This window comes from Streptomyces sp. NPDC104814, assembly GCF_055583185.1.
On the sequence record NZ_JBVJOL010000001.1, the window covers coordinates 1,242,826 to 1,259,145 of the forward strand.

Here is a 16,320-nt window from a genome sequence, read left to right on the forward strand (position 1 = left end):
CCATGCGCCTGCGTACCGTCTCCTGCGACCGTCCCGGCTTGCGGCGCGTCCGTCACGGCCGCGGTTTCCGCTACCTGGACAAGCAGGGACGCGCCGTCACCGATCCCGGGCACCTGGCCCGCATCCGCGCCCTGGCCGTCGCGCCCGCCTGGCGTGACGTGTGGATCTGCCCCTGGCCCAACGGCCACCTCCAGGCCGTCGGCACCGACGACGCCGGGCGCCGCCAGTACCTGTACCACCAGGAGTTCCGCGCCCGGCAGCAGCAGGCCAAGCACGAGCACGTGCGCGAGGTCGCCCGTGCCCTGCCCGACCTGCGCCGCCGGGTCCGCGCCGACCTCACCGGACGCGGTCTGAGCCGCCCCCGCGTCACCGCCTGCGCGGTGCGCCTGCTGGACCGGGGCTTCTTCCGCATCGGCAGCGACCGGCACACCAGGAACAGCGAGACCTACGGCCTGACCACCATGCTGCGTGAGCACGTCACATGCGACCGGGGCGAGATCTCCTTCAGCTTTCCGGCCAAGGGCGGCACCGAGATCGTCCGGGCCCTGGTCGACGAGGAGGCCTACGCCGTCGTACAAGCCCTGCTGCGGCGCCGGAACGGCGGCGAGCGCCTGCTGACGTACTGGGAGCGCGGTGCCTGGCGCGAGCTGCACGGCGCCGACCTGAACGAGGCGCTGCGCCGGCTGTCCGGCACCGAGGTCACCGCCAAGGACTTCCGTACCTGGCACGCCACCGTCCTCGCGGCCGTCGCGGCCGTCGCGGTCGCCGGGACCGGCGAGGACGGCCGGACCACCAAGGCGGCCCGGCACCGCCAGACCGTGCGGGCCGTGAAGGAGGTCAGCCACTACCTGGGCAATACGCCCGCGGTCTGCCGTGCCTCCTACATCGACCCGCGCGTCTTCGAACTTTTCGAACAGGGCCGGACGATCGCGCCCGTGCTCACCCGGCTGGGCGAACACGGGGCGTTCGGGCGTCCGGCCACCCAGGGCGCCGTGGAGGCGGCGGTGCTGGAGCTGCTGGACGGACGGTCCGGATGACCCGTTCGTCCCGGTTCCGCTCTACTCTCGATGACATGACCGAAGTCGCGAGCCCTCACATCTCCCAACCGCGCATCACGGTGCTCGGGGTTCAGCCGGGCACGCCGCCGTTCCGCATCGTGCAAATCGACGGCGAGGTCGTCGGTGAGGCGACCAGCGTGATCGGCGTCCTCGAGGCAGCCGCCGCGTACGGGATCACGGTCCACGACCTGGACGACCCCGATGTCGTCCGCTGGGTGGGCGGGGGCAAGTTCACCTGGACCCTGCGCCGCTGACCGCCGGGCGGCTCAGCCCAGTGTCCACTTCTGGTTGGCGCCGCCCGTGCAGGTCCAGATCTGCAGCCGGGTCCCGTTGGCGGAGCCGCCCCCGGTGACGTCCAGGCACTTGTTCGCCTGAGGGTTGACGATGTCGTGCGCGGCGGTGACGACCCACTTCTGGTTGGCGCCGCCCGAGCAGTCCCACAGCTGCACCGTCGAGCCGTCCGCCGTGCCGCGGTCGGTGACGTCCAGGCACTTGCCGAGCGCGCGCAGTGTGCCGTCCGCGCCGGCCGTCCATGTCTGTGCGGCGGTGCCGTTGCAGTCGTAGAGCTGGACGGGGGTGCCGTTGGCGGCATTCGCCCCGGCGACGTCGACGCACTTGCCGGCCAGGCCCCGGATCGGCGCCCCGGCGGCCGTGTCGCCGGTCGTCACCGAGACGTGGTCGACCACCAGCTGCTGCGGGAAGACGGTCGAGCCGTCCGGGTCGCCGGGCCAGTAGCCGCCGACGGCCAGGTTGAGGATGAGGAAGAACGGCTTGTTGAACACCCAGCTCTTGCCGCCCAGGTCGGCGGGGGTGCGCCGCTGGTAGACCGTGCCGTCCACCGACCAGGTGATCGAGTCCGGGGCCCAGTCCACGGCGAAGGTGTGGAAGGCGTCGGCGAAGGCCTGGCCGCCGGGCAGGGTGTAGGCGGCGCCGATGCCGCCGGAGCCCGAGTAGCCGGGGCCGTGGATCGTGCCGTGCACGGTGGCCGGCTCGAAGCCGACGTTCTCCATGACGTCGATCTCGCCGGAGTCCGGCCAGTTCACCGGGGTGCCGAGCATCCAGAACGCGGGCCACATGCCCTGGCCGCGCGGGATCTTCATCCGGGCCTCGACGTGCCCGTACTGCGCGGTGAACTTCCCCGCGGTGTTCAGCCGTGCCGAGGTGTACTGGCAGGTGCCGTACCAGCACTGGTAGCCGGCCGGGTTCTCGCGCCGGGCCGTGATGACCAGATGGCCCTGCCCGTCGAGAGCGGCGTTCTTCGTGCCGGACGTGTAGTACTGCCGCTCGTGGTTGTTGACGTTGTCGCCGGTCTCCAGCTGCCACTTCGAGGAGTCCACCGGCGCACCGGCGGGCCCGTCGAAGGTGTCGGAGAACACCGTGGCGGCGGCCGGGGCCGCGTCGGAGGCCACGGTGACGGCGGCGGTCCGGGCCGCGTCGGAGGCCGCCGCCCGGGCCGGGATCGCCGCGGCGGACGCGGCGAGCAGGGCGGAGGCGGCGGCGAGGAGACATCTGCGGAGCAGGCGTGGGCGGACCACGGCTCTCCCTTCCGTCCGGCGGCCCGTGTGCGCGGGCGGGCCGGACCGAGGTGGGGGGTGGGGGAGTGGTGCGTGTCGCCTCTTGATTTAAGGAGTGAAGTAAGGGGTCGTCAATACCCTGGTACGGACCTGCGATTGCCGACCGGGCGGCCCGCCGGGTGGGCCGCCCGTGATGTCACCGATCGCGGCGTTCGCGGCCCGCCCGTGCGTGCACCGCCCGTCCCATCCGCCGTCCCAACAGCAGGTAACCGGCCAGCGCCCCGGTCGTGTTGAGGATGACGTCGTCGATGTCGAAGGCCCGCCCGGTGATCATCGCCCCCTGCGCCAGCTCCACCAGCAGCATCACGGTCGCCGTGAGCAGCAGCACCCGCCACAGCCGCCGGGCACGCGGCGCGACCAGCGGCACCAGCACCCCGAACGGCACACCGAGCAGCAGATTGCCGCCGATCTGCTTCACGGCGTCGCGCAGTGACGGCTGGTCCAGATACGCCTTCAGGGAGCGCCCGGGGTGCAGATTGGTGTGCGTCAACGCCACCGAGGCCGGCGAGGGCCGCAGCGTCAGCCGGGCCAGCACCACGGCGAACGCCACCATCAGGACGAACGCGACCGCCATCACCAGCAGCCGCACGGCCAGGCGCAGCGGCCCCTGACCGGCCTCCGGTTGCCGCGGCGCGCGGGGCTTGCGCCCGGCGAAGGGCAGCCTGGCCATCGTGGATTGCCTCCAAGTTCCCTGCATGGCACGGCGGTTACCCGCGATCCGCCCGGCCACTCCGCTGCTCGCTCCCGACCGTGGGGCCCGCCGCCCGGTTTCCGTTCCTGCGCTCGGGGCACTCCGGGTGCAGACCCGCGCGTGCCGCCGCCCGGCGGAGCACGCGCGGTGCTTGGATGCCCGCAGGATGCGGGACGGCGGCGACGAGGAGGTGGCGCGGTGCAAAGACGTACGGCACTGCGCGCCGCGGGCGAACTCCTCGCCTGGTGGGCCGCGCTCGCCGTGCTGTGGCTGATGCTGATCAGCGCCGTCTATCCGCTGGAGTTCGCGGTGGGCGGCGGCGCCGCGGCGGTCGGTGCGGTCGCCGCGCGGGCCGCCCGGCGGGCGGTGACCGAACGGTGAACGGCTGGCTCCTCGCGGCGGCCGTCGTCCTGGCCGGCGGCGCCGGGGCGGCCCTGTGGGGCGTCGCCACCGGCCCGTTGCGCCGCCGCGCCATCGCCCAGAACCTGTCCACCGCCTTGGTCTGCCCCGGTCTGCTGCTGCTCTCCCAGGGCTACCAGCGCACCTCCTACGTCGACCTCGCCCTGCTGCTCGCGCTGCTCGGCCCGGTCGGCACCCTCGTTTTCGCCCGGCTGCTGGCCGACGAACTCGCCGACGACCCGCCGCGTGCCCGGGGCGCGACCTGGGCGGCCGCCGGCGTCGGCGCGGTGACCGTGGTGGCCCTCTGCGTGGCGACCGGCCCCGGCCGGGCCATGGTGAAGCTCCTGGTGATCGGCGCGCTGCTGATCGCGGGCAACCTGGTCGCCTCCCGCGCGCTGTCCGGTGGCATCACGGGGGTGCGGGGTGGCTGACGTCCGTTCCCCTGTGCGCGGTGCACTCCGTGCGGGGGTGGCTGTCCGCGGTCGCCTGCGGCGGCCTGTGCGGGTTGCGTTGTGGCTGGTCGCGCCGTTGCTCGCGCCCCTTGACCGCCTGCGGCGGTCCGGCGGCGTCGTGTCCGAGGCGGTGATGGCGTGGTGACCGATGCCGTGATCGTCGTCGCGCTGGTGCTCGTGGCCGGGACCGCGACCACCGCCGTGGTCACCCGTGACCCCGTGCGGCAGTCGCTGGTGCTCTCCGTGCTCGGGCTGGTCCTCGCCGTGCTGTTCACCGTCCTGCAGGCACCCGACGTGGGCCTGTCCCAGCTCGCCGTGGGTGCCGCGGTCACCCCGCTGTTGCTGCTGCTGACGGTCCGCAAGGTCCGCCGCCGGGCCAAGGACACCGACGGCAAGGGGAGCACCCGGTGAGCCGGCGGGCCCGGCTGTGGCTCGTGGTGTTCGGCGGTGCCGGCCTCGCCGCGCTGCTCGTCGCCGCCTGTCTCGACCTGCCCTCCTTCGGCGGCCGCAGCCATCCCTACGGCGTCCGCGCCGTGCGCGCCGCCCTCAGCCGGCACACCGCCAACACGATCGCCTCGGTCAACTTCGACCTGCGCGCCTACGACACCCTCGGCGAGATGAGCATCCTGTTCGCCTCGGTGCTCGGCTGCGTCGTCCTGCTGCGCCAGGCCCGCGACGAACACCGTGCCGCCCCACAGCCCGCGGACGTGGCCCGCCCGGTGCGCCGCTACGCCCTCGTCGTGCTGCCCGTCGCCGTGCTCACCGGCCTGTACGTGATCGCCCACGGGCAGCTCAGCCCCGGCGGCGGCTTCCAGGGCGGTGTCGTCACCGCGACCGCCCTGCACCTGCTCTACCTCGGCGCCGACTACCGCGCCCTCGAACGGATCCGCCCGGTCAGCCTGTTCGAGTCCGCGGACGCCCTCGCCGCCTGCGCCTACCTCGTCACCGGCATCGCCTGCCTCCTGGCCGGCGCCGCCTTCCTCGCCAACACACTGCTGCCGTACGGCACCTTCAACACGCTCTCCTCCGGCGGGCTCGTCCCGCTGCTGAACGCGGCCATCGGCATGGAGGTCACCTGCGCGATCGTCGTCCTGCTCGCCCGCTTCCTGGACCAGGCCGTGGAGATCGTGGAGGAGCCGGGGAACGGGCAAGGAAAGGAGAACGGGTGGCAGACGTGATGCACGTCCTGCCGTACCTCGTCGCCGCCTGGGTGTTCCTGGCCGGCGCCTACGGCCTCGCCACCAGCCGCAACCTCATCCACGCCGTGGGCTGTCTGTCCGTCTGCCAGGCCGCCACCTACGTCCTGCTGCTGGCCGTCGGCTACCGCGACGGCGCCACCGCACCGGTGTTCTCCGACATCAAGCCCGGCTCGCGTCCCGTCGTCGACCCTGTGGTGCAGGCGCTCGCGCTGACCGACGTCGTCGTCGGCGCGACGGTCACCGCGCTGCTGCTCGCCCTCGTCGTGCAGATCGCCAAGCGGCACGACACGGTCGATCCCGACGAGCTGTCCGAGCTGCGTGGCTGATGCACCATCTGATCCCGCTGCTCGCCGCGCTGCCGATGCTCGGGGCGGGCGTACTCGTCGCCGTCGGCCGTCGGCTGCCCCGCCTCGCCGCCGAGACCATCGGCTGTCTCTTCTCGGCAGGCACGCTCGCCCTGGCGCTCGTGCTGCTGTCCAACTCCTCGCCGCCCATGGTGGAGTGGGTCGGCGGCTGGCTGCCCGTGAACGGGGAGAGCGTCGGCATCGTCGTCGTCGGGGACGGCCCCGGCCTCGGCCTCGCCGCCCTCGCCTCCCTGCTCACGCTCGCGGCCCTGGCGTACTCCTGGCACTACTTCGACGAGCCGCCGCGCCGGCACGCCGGGTCCTTCCCCGCGCTGATGCTGGCCTTCCAGGCCGGGATGTGCGGCTTCGCGATCGCCGGTGACCTGTTCAACGCGTTCGTGTTCTTCGAGCTGATGAGCGTCGTCGCCTACGCCCTGACCGGCTACCGCATCGACGAACCCAGCGCCGTGCAGGGCGGGCTGACCTTCGCCGTGGTCACCTCCCTCGGCGCCTACGCGATGCTGATGGGCCTCGGCCTGCTGTACGGGCGCACCGGGGAACTGGCGATGACGGCGATCGGGCGCGGCCTCGACGCGCACGGCAGGCCGGACGCCCTGGTCCTGACCGCGTTCGTACTGGTGCTGACCGGGCTGATGGTCAAGGCGGCCGCTGTGCCGTTCCACTTCTGGCTGCCCGACGCGCACGCCGTCGCACCGACCCCGGTGTGCATGCTGCTCTCCGGCGTCATGGTGGAACTCGGCGTGTACGGCGTGTGGCGGGTGTACTCCACCATCTTCTCCGGGCCGGGCGGGGTGCCCGCGGCCGACGCCGGGCACGCCCTGATCGTGCCGGGCGCGCTGAGCGCCGTGGTCGGCGCGGTGATGTGCTGGTACCAGCGGCACATCAAACGGCTGCTCGCCTACTCGACCGTCGCCCACACCGGCCTGTTCCTGCTCGGCATCGGACAGCTCACGCCCGAGGCCGACGACGGCGTGGCGATCTACCTCCTCGGCCACGCCGGGGTGAAGGCCGCGCTGTTCGCCTGCGCCGGCCTCCTCCTGGACCGCTACGGCAGCCTCGACGAACACGCACTGCACGGCCGGGCCCGCCGGATGCGCGGGGTGGCGCTCATGTTCGCCGTCGGCGGGCTCGCCCTGGCCGGACTGCCGCCGTTCGGCACCGGCCTCGGCAAGGCCGTCGGCGAGGAGGCCGCGGGCGGCGCGCTCACCGTGCTCTACGTCGCCGTGTCCGCCCTCACCGCGGGCGCGGTGCTCCGGGTGACCGCACGGGTCTTCTTCGGCCTCGGTCCCAGGCCGCCCGACAGCGAGGAGTACGAGACGACCGGCGCCGACGAGGAACCCGAGACGGAAGGCCGCCTCACCCGCGTTCCCGACACGATGCGGGCCGTCCCGGCGCTGCTGCTGGCCGGCTCGCTCGCCGTCGGCGTGGTGCCCGGCACCGGCACGTCCGTCGCCGACGCCGTCAACGAGGCCGGCTCCGGCGGGGTGCGCAGCGACGTGCACTGGACGCTGCCCGGAGTGCTGCTGGGCCTGCTGTCCTCGCTGCTCGCCGTGGCCCTGGCCGCCGTCGCCGTCACCCGTCCGAAGCTGCTGGCCGCCCCGCACTGGGCGCTGCCGCTGCGCCGTCTGCAGTCCGGACACATCGGCGACTACGTGGCGTGGCTGCTGGTGGGCACGACCCTGCTCGGGGTGCTGGCCCTGCCCGGGGTGCTCGGTGGCTGATCACGTGGCGCCGTAGGAGACGTGCACCTCCTCGAAGCCGAGGGAGCGCAGCAGCCCCTGGAGCATGGCGGTCGTGTTGGCCTCGGCCCGCGTGGTCAGTCCGCTGCCGCGCGCGGCCTCCCCGATGTGCCGGACGGCCAGCTTCTGCACGGCCTGCTCGCTGTTGGGGTTGCCGGAGAACAGGTCGCCGAGGCGGTCGAGCAGGCCGCGCTGCTTGGCGACCGCGTAGGAGTGGTCGGGGTCGAGGGCCGGCCGGCCCAACTGCGCGTGCGGCAGGCGCAGGGTAGCGGTCGTACGGTCGGCGTCGACGCGTACGTCCCGCTCGCCGAGCGCGCCGAGGTCGACGTAGGCGTCGACCGTGCCCGCGCCGACGTACAGGGTGCGCGTGCCGCGGATCGCGTCCGGCAGGAACCGGGCGTCCTTCTCCAGGTCGACGACGACCTGGAAGGTGCCCGAGGCGGCGTCGTAACGGCTCAAGTCCTTGACGGACTTGAGCAGGGCGGGGCCGGAGCGGTCGTGGGTGTCGGTGCCGAAGAGGTCACGCAGGCCCGGCAGCACGCTCAGCCGCAGCCCCGCGAAGAACACGGCGAACACCAGCACCACGGACAGCAGCACCTTCGCCCAGCCGGGCAGACGACGCGACGGACGGGCGGGCGGCGCGGGGGCATCGGTCATGACGACGTCCCTCCTTCCTGAAGACCGCCTGCCCGCCAACGCCACTTCCAGACCGCCTTGTTGGCCTTCAGCGGACGGGCCGGTCACCGGACGGACGCGACCACCACACCCCCTCGCCCCGAGTGAGTCCGGGCAGCCCCAGCTCCATCTCGCGCACCCGCCGGGCCGGCAACTCGCCGGTGATCAGCCAGCCCGCCGGCGCCGGGGCCGTCGCCACGACGTCCGCCGCACAGGCGGCGAGCCGGGCGGTCACCGCGGCCAGCGTGTCCGGCGGCACCTCCGCCTCGAACGCGTGGTACGGCTCGTACACCCGCGTTCCTGCCCGCTCGAGGGCGCGGCGCAGCACGACGGGGGTCAGCCCGCGGAAGTCGGCGGCGGCGCTGACCGGGGAGCAGAAGCCGGAGCGGACCAGGGTGACCCGGTAGTCGGTGACTTCCCAGCCGTGCGGGCCGGTGTGCATCGTCGTGTGGACGGTGTCCTCGATCGCCTGGTGGAAGGCGCGGGGCAGCGCGCCCAGCTCCGTCTCGTAGGCGAACACCCCGCCGGAGCCGGGCGGCCCCGGCGCGCGTGCCGTGGGGACCGGGCCGTCACAGGCGGGGGCAGCCGGTGGCCGAGCGGGCGTAGCCGAGCAGCAGGCGCAGGGCCGTGGCACGGTCCACGGCGGCGTTGCGGCTGATGATGTGCAGGCCGTAGCCGTCCTCCAGGGTGACCAGGTTGCGCGCGACGTCCGCCACCGGGTCGGTGAGGGTGAACTCGCCCGCCGCCGCGCCCAGTTCGAGGATCGTGGAGTAGAGCGCGGTCTCCCGGGCGAAGAGCGAGCCCATCAGCGCGGCGTGCGCGGTGCTGCGGTCGGCCAGGCCGTGCAGCTCGTACAGCAGCCGGTGGTCCGCGTCGTCGGCGTGGGCGGGCAGACCTGACTCGGCGGCGGCGCGCAGCCGCTCGACCGGGTCGCGCAGGGCGTCGGTGACCGCGTGGCGCCGGCCCAGGAAACGCTCCACGGCGCCGCTGTGCACCTCGAAGACGAGGTCGTCGAGCTCGGGGTAGTAGTACAGCACGGACCCCGCCGAGACGCCCGCCTCCGCGGCGATGTCCTTGATCCGCAGCGCGGCGATGCCCCGCTCGGAGATCGCCCGGCCGGCCGCCTCGATCAGCGCCTCGCGGCGCGCGCCCTGGTTCTTCGGTCTCGCCATGCCCGCCATTCTTTACCGGCTGGTTCGAGTTGTTCAAGTGGATCCGGGGTCGAGCTTCGCGGAGTCTGGATCAGGTTTCTTGATTTTTGATGCAAAGAATCGGCGGGTACACCAGTCGGCAGGGACGGTCGGCCGCAACTGCCCACGAGGAGACCCAGGTGCGAGACATCGCCGTGTTCAGCGGAAGCGCCCATCCCGAACTGGCCGAGGAGGTCTGCGCCCAGCTCGGGGTCCCGCTCAGTCCCACCCGGGTGAGCCGGTTCGCCAACGACTGTCTGGAGGTGCAGCTGCGGGCCAACTGCCGGGAGCGGGACGTGTTCCTGATCCAGCCGCTGGTCAGGCCGGTCCAGGAGCATCTGGTCGAGCTGCTGCTGATGTGCGATGCCGCCCGCGGCGCCTCCGCCGCACGCATCAGCGTCGTCCTGCCCCATTACTCCTACGCCCGCTCCGACAAGAAGGACGCGCCGCGCATCTCCCTCGGCGGGCGGCTCGTCGCCGATCTGCTCGTGGCGGCCGGTGCGGGCCGGGTGCTGGCCATGACGCTGCACTCGCCGCAGGTGCACGGCTTCTTCTCGGTCCCGGTGGACCATCTGCACGCCCGGCGTGAACTGGCCGCGTATTTCCGGCGCTACGACCTGAGCCGGACCACGGTGGTCTCGCCGGACCTCGGCAACGCCAAGGAGGCGGCCGCCTTCGCCCGGATGATCGGCGCGCAGGTGGCGGCCGGCGCCAAGCAGCGCTACTCGGACGACCGGGTCAGCATCAGCTCGGTCATCGGTGACGTCGCCGGGCGGGACGTGATCGTCCTCGACGACGAGATAGCCAAGGGCAGTACCGTCCTGGAACTGCTGGAGCGGCTGCGGGAGACCGGGCCGCGCTCGGTGCGGGTGGCGTGCACCCACGGGCTGTTCGCGGCCGGCACGCTCAAGCGGCTCAGCGAGCAGCCGGACGTGCTGGAGATCGTGTGCACCAACACCGTGCCGGTGCCGGCCGAGGAGCGCACCGGCAAGCTGCGCGTCCTCACCGTCGCCCCGGCGCTGGCCGAGGCGGTACGGCGCATCCACAACGGCGAGTCGGTCAGCGCCCTGTTCGACGCACCGCGCGAGACCCCGTGACCGCGCACGGGCGCCACGGGCGGGCGCAGGACGCCGTGAACGCCTGCGGGGCGCCGTGTCCCCGGCGGTCCGCGGACGCTACAGATGGCCGGAAGTCGCTCCGGGCCGGCCCAGCGCCGCGTCCCGGGTCGGCTGCGGCGGCAGCAGCCGGGCGAGGCCGGTCAGCCGCAGCACCCGCAGGGTGAGGGCATGCCTGCACACCAGGTGGATCCGGCCGTCGCGCTCCAGCACGCGTCGCCGGGCCCGGTACAGCAGGCGCAGCCCGGAGCAGTCGAAGAACTCCACCTCGCTCAGGTCGATCACCACGCGGGGCGCGGGGCCTGCGGTGGCCCGGTCGAGGTGCGGGGCGATCTCGGCCGCGGCGGCGATGTCGATCTCGCCGCGGAACTCCAGCACCGTGTGACCCCGGTCGGCGCGGACGCGCAGATGACGCGTGGGCGGCGCAGGGTCCTGCTGCACGACGGCATCGCCTCCAACCCGCTGCGTGGACGGGAACCCCAACAGGGGCTCCCGCTCTGCAAGTTACCCTCGGCCGACAGTATTTGAGCATGTTCGATTGACATATGTCGTCGAATTGCGGCCGAGTTTGATCGGGAGGGTGGCGGGGACCGCGCGGCTCAGTCCATCACCAGCACCAGCTTGCCCGTGGTGCGGCCGGTGTCGCCCAACCGGTGCGCCTCCGCGGCCTCGGCGAGCGGGAAGGTGCCCGCGATCTCGGCGCGCAGCTTCCCGGCCTCCACCAACTCGGCGATCCGCTCCATACCGCTGCGCGAGGCGTCGACCAGCATCCGCACCGCGCGCACCCCGAGCCGCTCGGCCTCCCGGGGGAAGTCGTCGGAGCCCACCGGCAGGATCGACACCACGATCCCGCCCGGCCGCAGCACCCGCAGGGAGTCCACCGAGGTCTCGCCGCCGAGCGTGTCCAGCACCACGTCGACGTCCTTCACCACCCCGGTGACGTCCTGCTCCCGGTAGTCGACGCACTCGTCCACGCCGATGGAGCGCAGGAAGGCGTGCTTGCCGGCGCTCGCCGTGCCGATGACGTACGCGCCGAGGGCCTTGGCGATCTGCACCGCCACATGACCGACACCGCCGGCCGCCGCGTGGATCAGCACCTGCTGCCCGGCCCGCAGCCCGGCCGTCTCCACCAGCGCCTGCCACGCCGTGAGGGACACCAACGGCAGCGCCCCTGCCTGCACATGACCGATCCCGGCGGGCTTCGGGACGAAGGCGCGGGCCGGCCCGGTGACGTACTCCGCGTGCGAGCCGTGACCGAACGGGTACGGCAGCATGCCGAACACCTCGTCGCCCGGCCGGAAGCGGGCGACGCCGATCCCGACCGCCTCGACCACCCCGGAGACGTCCCAGCCGAGCACGAACGGCGGCTCGCCGAGGAAGGCAGGGAAGGCGCGGTGCTTCCAGTCGGTCGGGTTCAGGCCGGCGGCGCGCACCCGCACCAGCATCTCGTTCGGCCGCGGCTTCGGCCGCGGCACCTCCTCCACCTTCAGCACCTCGGGACCGCCGAGGACGTCCTGACGGACGGCGCGCATCGTCGTGTTGTCATCGCTCATGGTCGTCCAGCCTGTCGTCCGGCGGCCGCCGGGACAATGGCATGATGGCCACCCTTCGCTACGATCGTGCCATGAGTGCCAGTGCCACGCGTGCCACGAGTGCGACGAGTGCCATGAGCGCCGTGCCGTCCGGGCGTGTCGAGCGGGTCGCGGTCCTGGCCCTCGACGGCGTCTACCCCTTCGAACTGGGCATGCCCAGCCGCATCTTCGGCCCCACCGGCCGCTACGAGGTGCGGACCTGCACGGCCGACGGGCAACCGGTGCGCACCAACGCCGACTTCGCCGTCGCCGTGGACCACGGGCCCGAGATCCTGGACACCGCCGACACCGTGATCGTCGCGCCCGTCGAACCGGCCCGGGTGACCGCCGACCTGCCCGAGGCGGTGCGGGCCGCGCTCGCCCGCGTCCGCCCCGGCGCGCGGCTCGTCTCCATCTGCACCGGCGCGTTCGTGCTCGCCGCGGCCGGACTGCTGGACGGCCACAAGGCCACCACGCACTGGCTGCTCGCCGACGACTTCCGCCGGATGTTTCCGCACATCGCGCTCGACCCGGACGTGCTGTTCGTCGACGACGGCCGGGTCCTCACCTCCGCCGGCGCCGCGGCCGGCGTCGACCTGTGCCTGTACATCCTGCGCGAGGACCACGGCAGCGCCCTGGCCAACACCATCGCCCGGTGCTGCGTCGTCCCGCCGTTCCGCGACGGCGGGCAGGCGCAGTACATCCAGCGACCGGTGCCCGAGAGCGCCGCCGCGAGCACGGCCGCGACCCGGGCCTGGGCCCTGGAACGCCTCGGTGAGCCGCTCACCCTGGCCGGCCTCGCCGCCCACGCCCGGATGAGCCGGCGCACCTTCGCCCGCCGCTTCGACGACGAGGTCGGCGTCAGCCCCGGCCGCTGGCTCATCCAGCAGCGCGTGGCCCGCGCCCGGCACCTGCTGGAGACCAGCGACCTGCCGGTGGACCAGATCGCCGCCGAGGTCGGCTTCGCCACCGGCGCCTCCCTGCGCCGGCACCTGCACACCGCCATCGGCGTCAGCCCGCAGTCCTACCGCCGCACGTTCCAGGCCACGCGCTGACCGTTCACGCCCCGGCGGCCGCGTACACCCGCTCCCCGCCCACGTACGTCAGCGCCACCCGCGTCTCGCCGAGCGTCTCCGCCGGGGCGGCGAACGGGTCCCGGTCGAGCACCACCAGGTCGGCCAGGGCGCCCACGCGGATTTCGCCCGTGTCGTCCAGGTGGTTCACATGGGCCGAGCCGGACGTGTACGCGGTGAGGGCGGCGGCCAGGGTGAGGCGCTGATCCGGCAGGAACACCGGCCCGTCACCGCCGGGTTCGACACGGTTGACCGCGACGTGCAGACCCTGCAGCGGGTCGGGGCTGCTCACCGGCCAGTCGCTGCCCGCGGCCAGCCGCGCGCCCGAGCGCAGCAGCGAGCCGAACGGGTACTGCCACGCGGCCCGTTCGGGACCGAGGAACGGGATCGTCAGCTCGTCCATCTGCGGTTCGTGCGCCGCCCACAGCGGCTGGATGTTCGCCGCCGCGCCCAGCCGCGCGAAGCGCGGCACGTCGTCGGGGTGCACGACCTGCAGATGCGCCAGATGCGGGCGGGTGTCGCTCGGTCCGTTCGCGTCCCGCGCCGCCTCGACCGCGTCCAGCGCGTCCCGTACGGCCCGGTCGCCGAGCGCGTGGAAGTGGCACTGGAAGCCGAGCGCGTCCAGCTCGGTGACGTACTTCGGCAGCAGAGCGGGATCCACGAAGCTCTTGCCGCGGTTGCCGGTGACGCAGCCGCACCCGTCCAGATACGGCTCCAGCAGCGCCGCCGTACCGTTCTCCGCGACCCCGTCCAGCATCAGCTTCACGCTGCCGGCCCGGAACCGCCCGTGGCTCAGCTCGGCCCGCTTCTCGACGAGTTCGGGGATCTGCTCGGCCCCGCGCTCGCGATCCCACCACAGCGCGCCGCGTACCCGCGCGGTGAGCGAGCCGTCCCGGGCGGCGGCGCGGTACGCCTCGGAAGGGTCCGGCATCCCGGGGAAGTTCCCGACGAGCGCGTCCTGCCAGGCGGTGATTCCGAGCGCGTGCAGGGTGCGCTGGGCGTGCAGCAGCGCCGCCCTCAGATCGGCGGGTGTGGCCGCCGGGGTGAGCCGCCCGACCAGCTGCATCGCCCCTTCCTGCAGTGTCCCGCTCGGCTCGCCCGAGGCATCCCGTTCGATCCGCCCGTCGGCCGGGTCGGGCGTGTCCCGGGTGATGCCGGCGAGGGCGAGGGCGCGGCTGTTCACCCAGGCGCCGTGATGGTCCCGGTTGGGCAGGTACACCGGCCGGTCCGGCACCACCGCGTCCAGCAGCTCCTTCGTCGGCGTACCGCCCGGATACGCCTCCATCGACCAGCCGCCGCCGGTGATCCACTCCCGCTCCGGGTGCGCGGCGGCGTACGCGCGGACGGCCGCGACGCTCTCCTCGGCCGTGCGCGCGCCGGTCAGGTCGCACTGGGACAGCTCCAGGCCGGCCGGCACCGGATGGACGTGCGCGTCCTGGAAGCCGGGCAGCAGCAGCCGCCCGGCGAGGTCGACGATCTCGGTGCGCGGCCCGGCCAGCTCGCGCAGCTCGTCGCCGCCCACCGCGGTGATCCGGCCACCGGTGACGGCCACGGCGGTGGCGGGGCGGCCGCCGGGCGTGAACACGGGTCCGTCGATGAAGAGCAGGTCGGGGTGCATGGGTTCCTTCCGAGGGTGAACGTGGGTCGCGGGCAGGTGGTGCGCGTGGGTCACGGGGCGGTGGTGAGCAGTTCGGGCGTGTCCGCGTCGGTGCCCCGGCCGGTGCGGAAGTACGGCGATCGCCGCCCCCACTTCGCCCACGCCGCCGCGGCGCATCCGGAGACGATCATCATCAGCGGCGTCAGCAGCAGGAACCAGCCGTTGTCCGCCCGCAGCGCGAAGTGGTCGGTGGAGGTGAAGAAGGACCAGCCGAGGTAACCGCCGAGGCCGAGCAGCGCGGCGGCGCTGAGCGCGGGCAGCACCACCGCCCGCACCCCCTGCCAGGGGTCGGTGCGCAGCAGGGCGCGGAAGCGTACGGCGGCGGCGAGCGCGGTGAGCGCGTAGGAGAGGGCGACGACGATCCCGACGGCGTTCACCGTCGCCATGATCATGTCCGACAGACGGGGGATCACCAGCGACAGCGCGGCGACGGCCACGGCCAGCGCCCCGATCAGCAGCGTCCCGGCCGCCGGGGTGCCGTAGCGGGGGCTGACCCGGGACCACACGGGGCCGAGCGTCGCGTCCCGGCCCATCGCGAACATCGCGCGGGCCGTCGGGATCACCCCGGCCTGCAGCGAGGCGACCGCCGAGAACATCAGCGCCACCAGCGGCAGCACGGCCAGCGGCCGGTCCGCCAGCCGGTCGCCGAAGAACGCCAGGCCCTCCGCGCCGTGCCCGACCAGCTCCGGCTCGCTCAGGACCCGCTGGAAGGCGAGGGAACCGAGCAGGAACAGCGCCAGCATCGTCGCCAGCGTGATGAACCCGGCCCGGGACGCGTCACGCGGCTCGCGCACCTCCTCGTTCACGCTGAACGCGGACTCGAAACCCCAGTAGCAGAACACCGACAGCAGCAGCCCCTGCGCGAGCGCCTGCGGGGAGGGCAGGGCGAACGGGTCGAACCACGCCCAGCGGAACGGATGCGGGCCACTGACGAGGCCGTAGCCGCAGAAGCCCAGCAGCACCGCGTACTCGAAGATCAGCAGCCCGGTCTGCAGACGGGCCGCGGTGCGCGCGCCGGTCACCGCGGTGAGCGTGACGGCGGCCAGGACGACGATGCCGCATCCGGTGGTCTGCGCGGTCGAGCCGGCATCGAGGGTCAGCCCCGCGAAGCGGTGCAGCCCGGCGTCCCCGGCCAGTTGCAGCAGGGCCGAGCCGGTGACGGCCGTGGTGTACGCGAGGAACGCCACCGTCGCGACGATGTTCACCCACCCCACCAGGAAGCCGAGCCACGGCGAGAGCGAACGGCCCACCCACACATAGCCGTTGCCCGCGTTGGGCTCGACGCGGTTCAGGCGGGCGTACGCGCCGGCGATGCCCAGGACCGGCAGGAACGCCAGCAGCATGATCGCCGGCAGATGCAGACCGACCACGCCGGCCGTGACGCCCAGGCCGATACCGATGCTGGTCGTGGCCGCCGTACTGGACGCGGCGATGGCGACGCCGTCGAGCACGCCGAGGGTTCTTCGCAGCGCGGGTGGCTGATGGGCCATGCCGGCACTCTCCTCGCACCAGGGGGCCCGGCGGGCCCCGGTGAGCGGACATGAAACTGCCGCCGGGCTTCA

Annotated in this window: 18 protein-coding genes and 1 pseudogene; 10 read left to right on the forward strand and 9 right to left on the reverse strand. The window is 73.4% G+C overall.

Translation table 11 applies throughout. The features are described 5' to 3' along the window. Nucleotides 1-2: 2 nt before the first annotated feature. Together ACZ64A_RS05220 and ACZ64A_RS05225 are read left to right on the forward strand one after the other, a co-directional pair. Complete coding sequence (locus ACZ64A_RS05220) at nt 3-1,037, forward strand: DNA topoisomerase IB (protein WP_469808310.1); 1,035 nt, start codon at nt 3-5, stop codon at nt 1,035-1,037. Between the two features lie 35 nt (nt 1,038-1,072). Next, nucleotides 1,073-1,312 (forward strand): hypothetical protein, encoded by a 240-nt coding sequence (locus ACZ64A_RS05225; protein ID WP_469808311.1) that lies wholly within the window; start codon nt 1,073-1,075, stop codon nt 1,310-1,312. Nucleotides 1,313-1,324: 12 nt separating this feature from the next. On the opposite strand, the gene ACZ64A_RS05230 is transcribed toward ACZ64A_RS05225, so the two are convergent. Both ACZ64A_RS05230 and ACZ64A_RS05235 read right to left on the reverse strand, forming a co-directional pair. Beyond that, on the reverse strand, nt 1,325-2,593 hold the full coding sequence (locus ACZ64A_RS05230) for a lectin (RefSeq protein ID WP_469808312.1): 1,269 nt from the start codon (nt 2,591-2,593) through the stop codon (nt 1,325-1,327). A 175-nt stretch (nt 2,594-2,768) separates the two neighbouring features. Next, a complete protein-coding gene (locus ACZ64A_RS05235) occupies nt 2,769-3,302 on the reverse strand; it encodes a VanZ family protein (protein ID WP_469808313.1) in 534 nt (177 codons plus the stop codon). A gap of 219 nt (nt 3,303-3,521) precedes the next feature. Here ACZ64A_RS05235 and ACZ64A_RS05240 point away from each other — a divergent pair, with 219 nt between their 5' ends. The 6 genes from ACZ64A_RS05240 (at nt 3,522) to ACZ64A_RS05265 (ending at nt 7,459) form a co-directional block, all read left to right on the forward strand. Next, on the forward strand, nt 3,522-3,704 hold the full coding sequence (locus ACZ64A_RS05240) for a hypothetical protein (RefSeq protein ID WP_469808314.1): 183 nt from the start codon (nt 3,522-3,524) through the stop codon (nt 3,702-3,704). After that, nucleotides 3,701-4,153 (forward strand): monovalent cation/H+ antiporter complex subunit F, encoded by a 453-nt coding sequence (locus ACZ64A_RS05245; protein WP_469808315.1) that lies wholly within the window; start codon nt 3,701-3,703, stop codon nt 4,151-4,153. The genes ACZ64A_RS05240 and ACZ64A_RS05245 overlap by 4 nt, the downstream gene beginning before the upstream one ends. Nucleotides 4,154-4,315: 162 nt before the next feature. Further along, nucleotides 4,316-4,585, forward strand: coding sequence for a Na(+)/H(+) antiporter subunit B (locus ACZ64A_RS05250; protein WP_469809063.1), 270 nt, complete (start codon nt 4,316-4,318; stop codon nt 4,583-4,585). Continuing rightward, nucleotides 4,582-5,352 (forward strand): MnhB domain-containing protein, encoded by a 771-nt coding sequence (locus tag ACZ64A_RS05255; protein WP_469808316.1) that lies wholly within the window; start codon nt 4,582-4,584, stop codon nt 5,350-5,352. The genes ACZ64A_RS05250 and ACZ64A_RS05255 overlap by 4 nt, the downstream gene beginning before the upstream one ends. After that, entirely contained in the window at nt 5,352-5,699 is a 348-nt protein-coding gene (locus ACZ64A_RS05260) for a sodium:proton antiporter (RefSeq protein WP_469809064.1), read from the forward strand. Before ACZ64A_RS05255 ends, ACZ64A_RS05260 begins: the two co-directional genes overlap by 1 nt. Then, nucleotides 5,699-7,459 (forward strand): complex I subunit 5 family protein, encoded by a 1,761-nt coding sequence (locus ACZ64A_RS05265; RefSeq protein ID WP_469808317.1) that lies wholly within the window; start codon nt 5,699-5,701, stop codon nt 7,457-7,459. Before ACZ64A_RS05260 ends, ACZ64A_RS05265 begins: the two co-directional genes overlap by 1 nt. Here ACZ64A_RS05265 and ACZ64A_RS05270 read toward each other — a convergent pair whose 3' ends face one another. The 3 genes and pseudogenes from ACZ64A_RS05270 to ACZ64A_RS05280 all read right to left on the reverse strand — a co-directional run bounded on the left by ACZ64A_RS05270 (nt 7,460) and on the right by ACZ64A_RS05280 (nt 9,324). Next, on the reverse strand, nt 7,460-8,134 hold the full coding sequence (locus ACZ64A_RS05270) for a DUF4230 domain-containing protein (protein ID WP_469808318.1): 675 nt from the start codon (nt 8,132-8,134) through the stop codon (nt 7,460-7,462). A gap of 67 nt (nt 8,135-8,201) precedes the next feature. Continuing rightward, nucleotides 8,202-8,696: pseudogene (locus tag ACZ64A_RS05275) on the reverse strand (GTP-binding protein); the annotation flags it as partial. Between the two features lie 25 nt (nt 8,697-8,721). Next, nucleotides 8,722-9,324 carry a TetR/AcrR family transcriptional regulator gene (locus ACZ64A_RS05280; RefSeq protein ID WP_469808319.1) on the reverse strand — a complete coding sequence of 201 codons (603 nt, stop codon included), beginning with the start codon at nt 9,322-9,324 and terminating at the stop codon, nt 8,722-8,724. A gap of 158 nt (nt 9,325-9,482) precedes the next feature. On the opposite strand from ACZ64A_RS05280, the gene ACZ64A_RS05285 reads away from it, so the two are divergent. Then, nucleotides 9,483-10,439, forward strand: coding sequence for a ribose-phosphate diphosphokinase (locus ACZ64A_RS05285; protein ID WP_469808320.1), 957 nt, complete (start codon nt 9,483-9,485; stop codon nt 10,437-10,439). A 78-nt stretch (nt 10,440-10,517) separates the two neighbouring features. On the opposite strand, the gene ACZ64A_RS05290 is transcribed toward ACZ64A_RS05285, so the two are convergent. Together ACZ64A_RS05290 and ACZ64A_RS05295 are read right to left on the reverse strand one after the other, a co-directional pair. Continuing rightward, a complete protein-coding gene (locus ACZ64A_RS05290) occupies nt 10,518-10,898 on the reverse strand; it encodes an anti-sigma factor antagonist (RefSeq protein ID WP_469808321.1) in 381 nt (126 codons plus the stop codon). 158 nt (nt 10,899-11,056) lie between these two features. After that, nucleotides 11,057-12,010 carry an NADP-dependent oxidoreductase gene (locus ACZ64A_RS05295; protein WP_469808322.1) on the reverse strand — a complete coding sequence of 318 codons (954 nt, stop codon included), beginning with the start codon at nt 12,008-12,010 and terminating at the stop codon, nt 11,057-11,059. A gap of 113 nt (nt 12,011-12,123) precedes the next feature. On the opposite strand from ACZ64A_RS05295, the gene ACZ64A_RS05300 reads away from it, so the two are divergent. After that, nucleotides 12,124-13,083: a GlxA family transcriptional regulator gene (locus ACZ64A_RS05300; RefSeq protein ID WP_469809065.1), complete on the forward strand. Its 960-nt coding sequence runs from the start codon at nt 12,124-12,126 to the stop codon at nt 13,081-13,083. Nucleotides 13,084-13,087: 4 nt separating this feature from the next. Here the strand turns inward: ACZ64A_RS05300 and ACZ64A_RS05305 are convergent, their stop codons facing one another. Further along, nucleotides 13,088-14,719 carry an amidohydrolase gene (locus ACZ64A_RS05305; RefSeq protein ID WP_469808323.1) on the reverse strand — a complete coding sequence of 544 codons (1,632 nt, stop codon included), beginning with the start codon at nt 14,717-14,719 and terminating at the stop codon, nt 13,088-13,090. A gap of 50 nt (nt 14,720-14,769) precedes the next feature. Further along, on the reverse strand, nt 14,770-16,248 hold the full coding sequence (locus tag ACZ64A_RS05310) for an APC family permease (protein WP_469808325.1): 1,479 nt from the start codon (nt 16,246-16,248) through the stop codon (nt 14,770-14,772). Nucleotides 16,249-16,320: the final 72 nt, after the last annotated feature.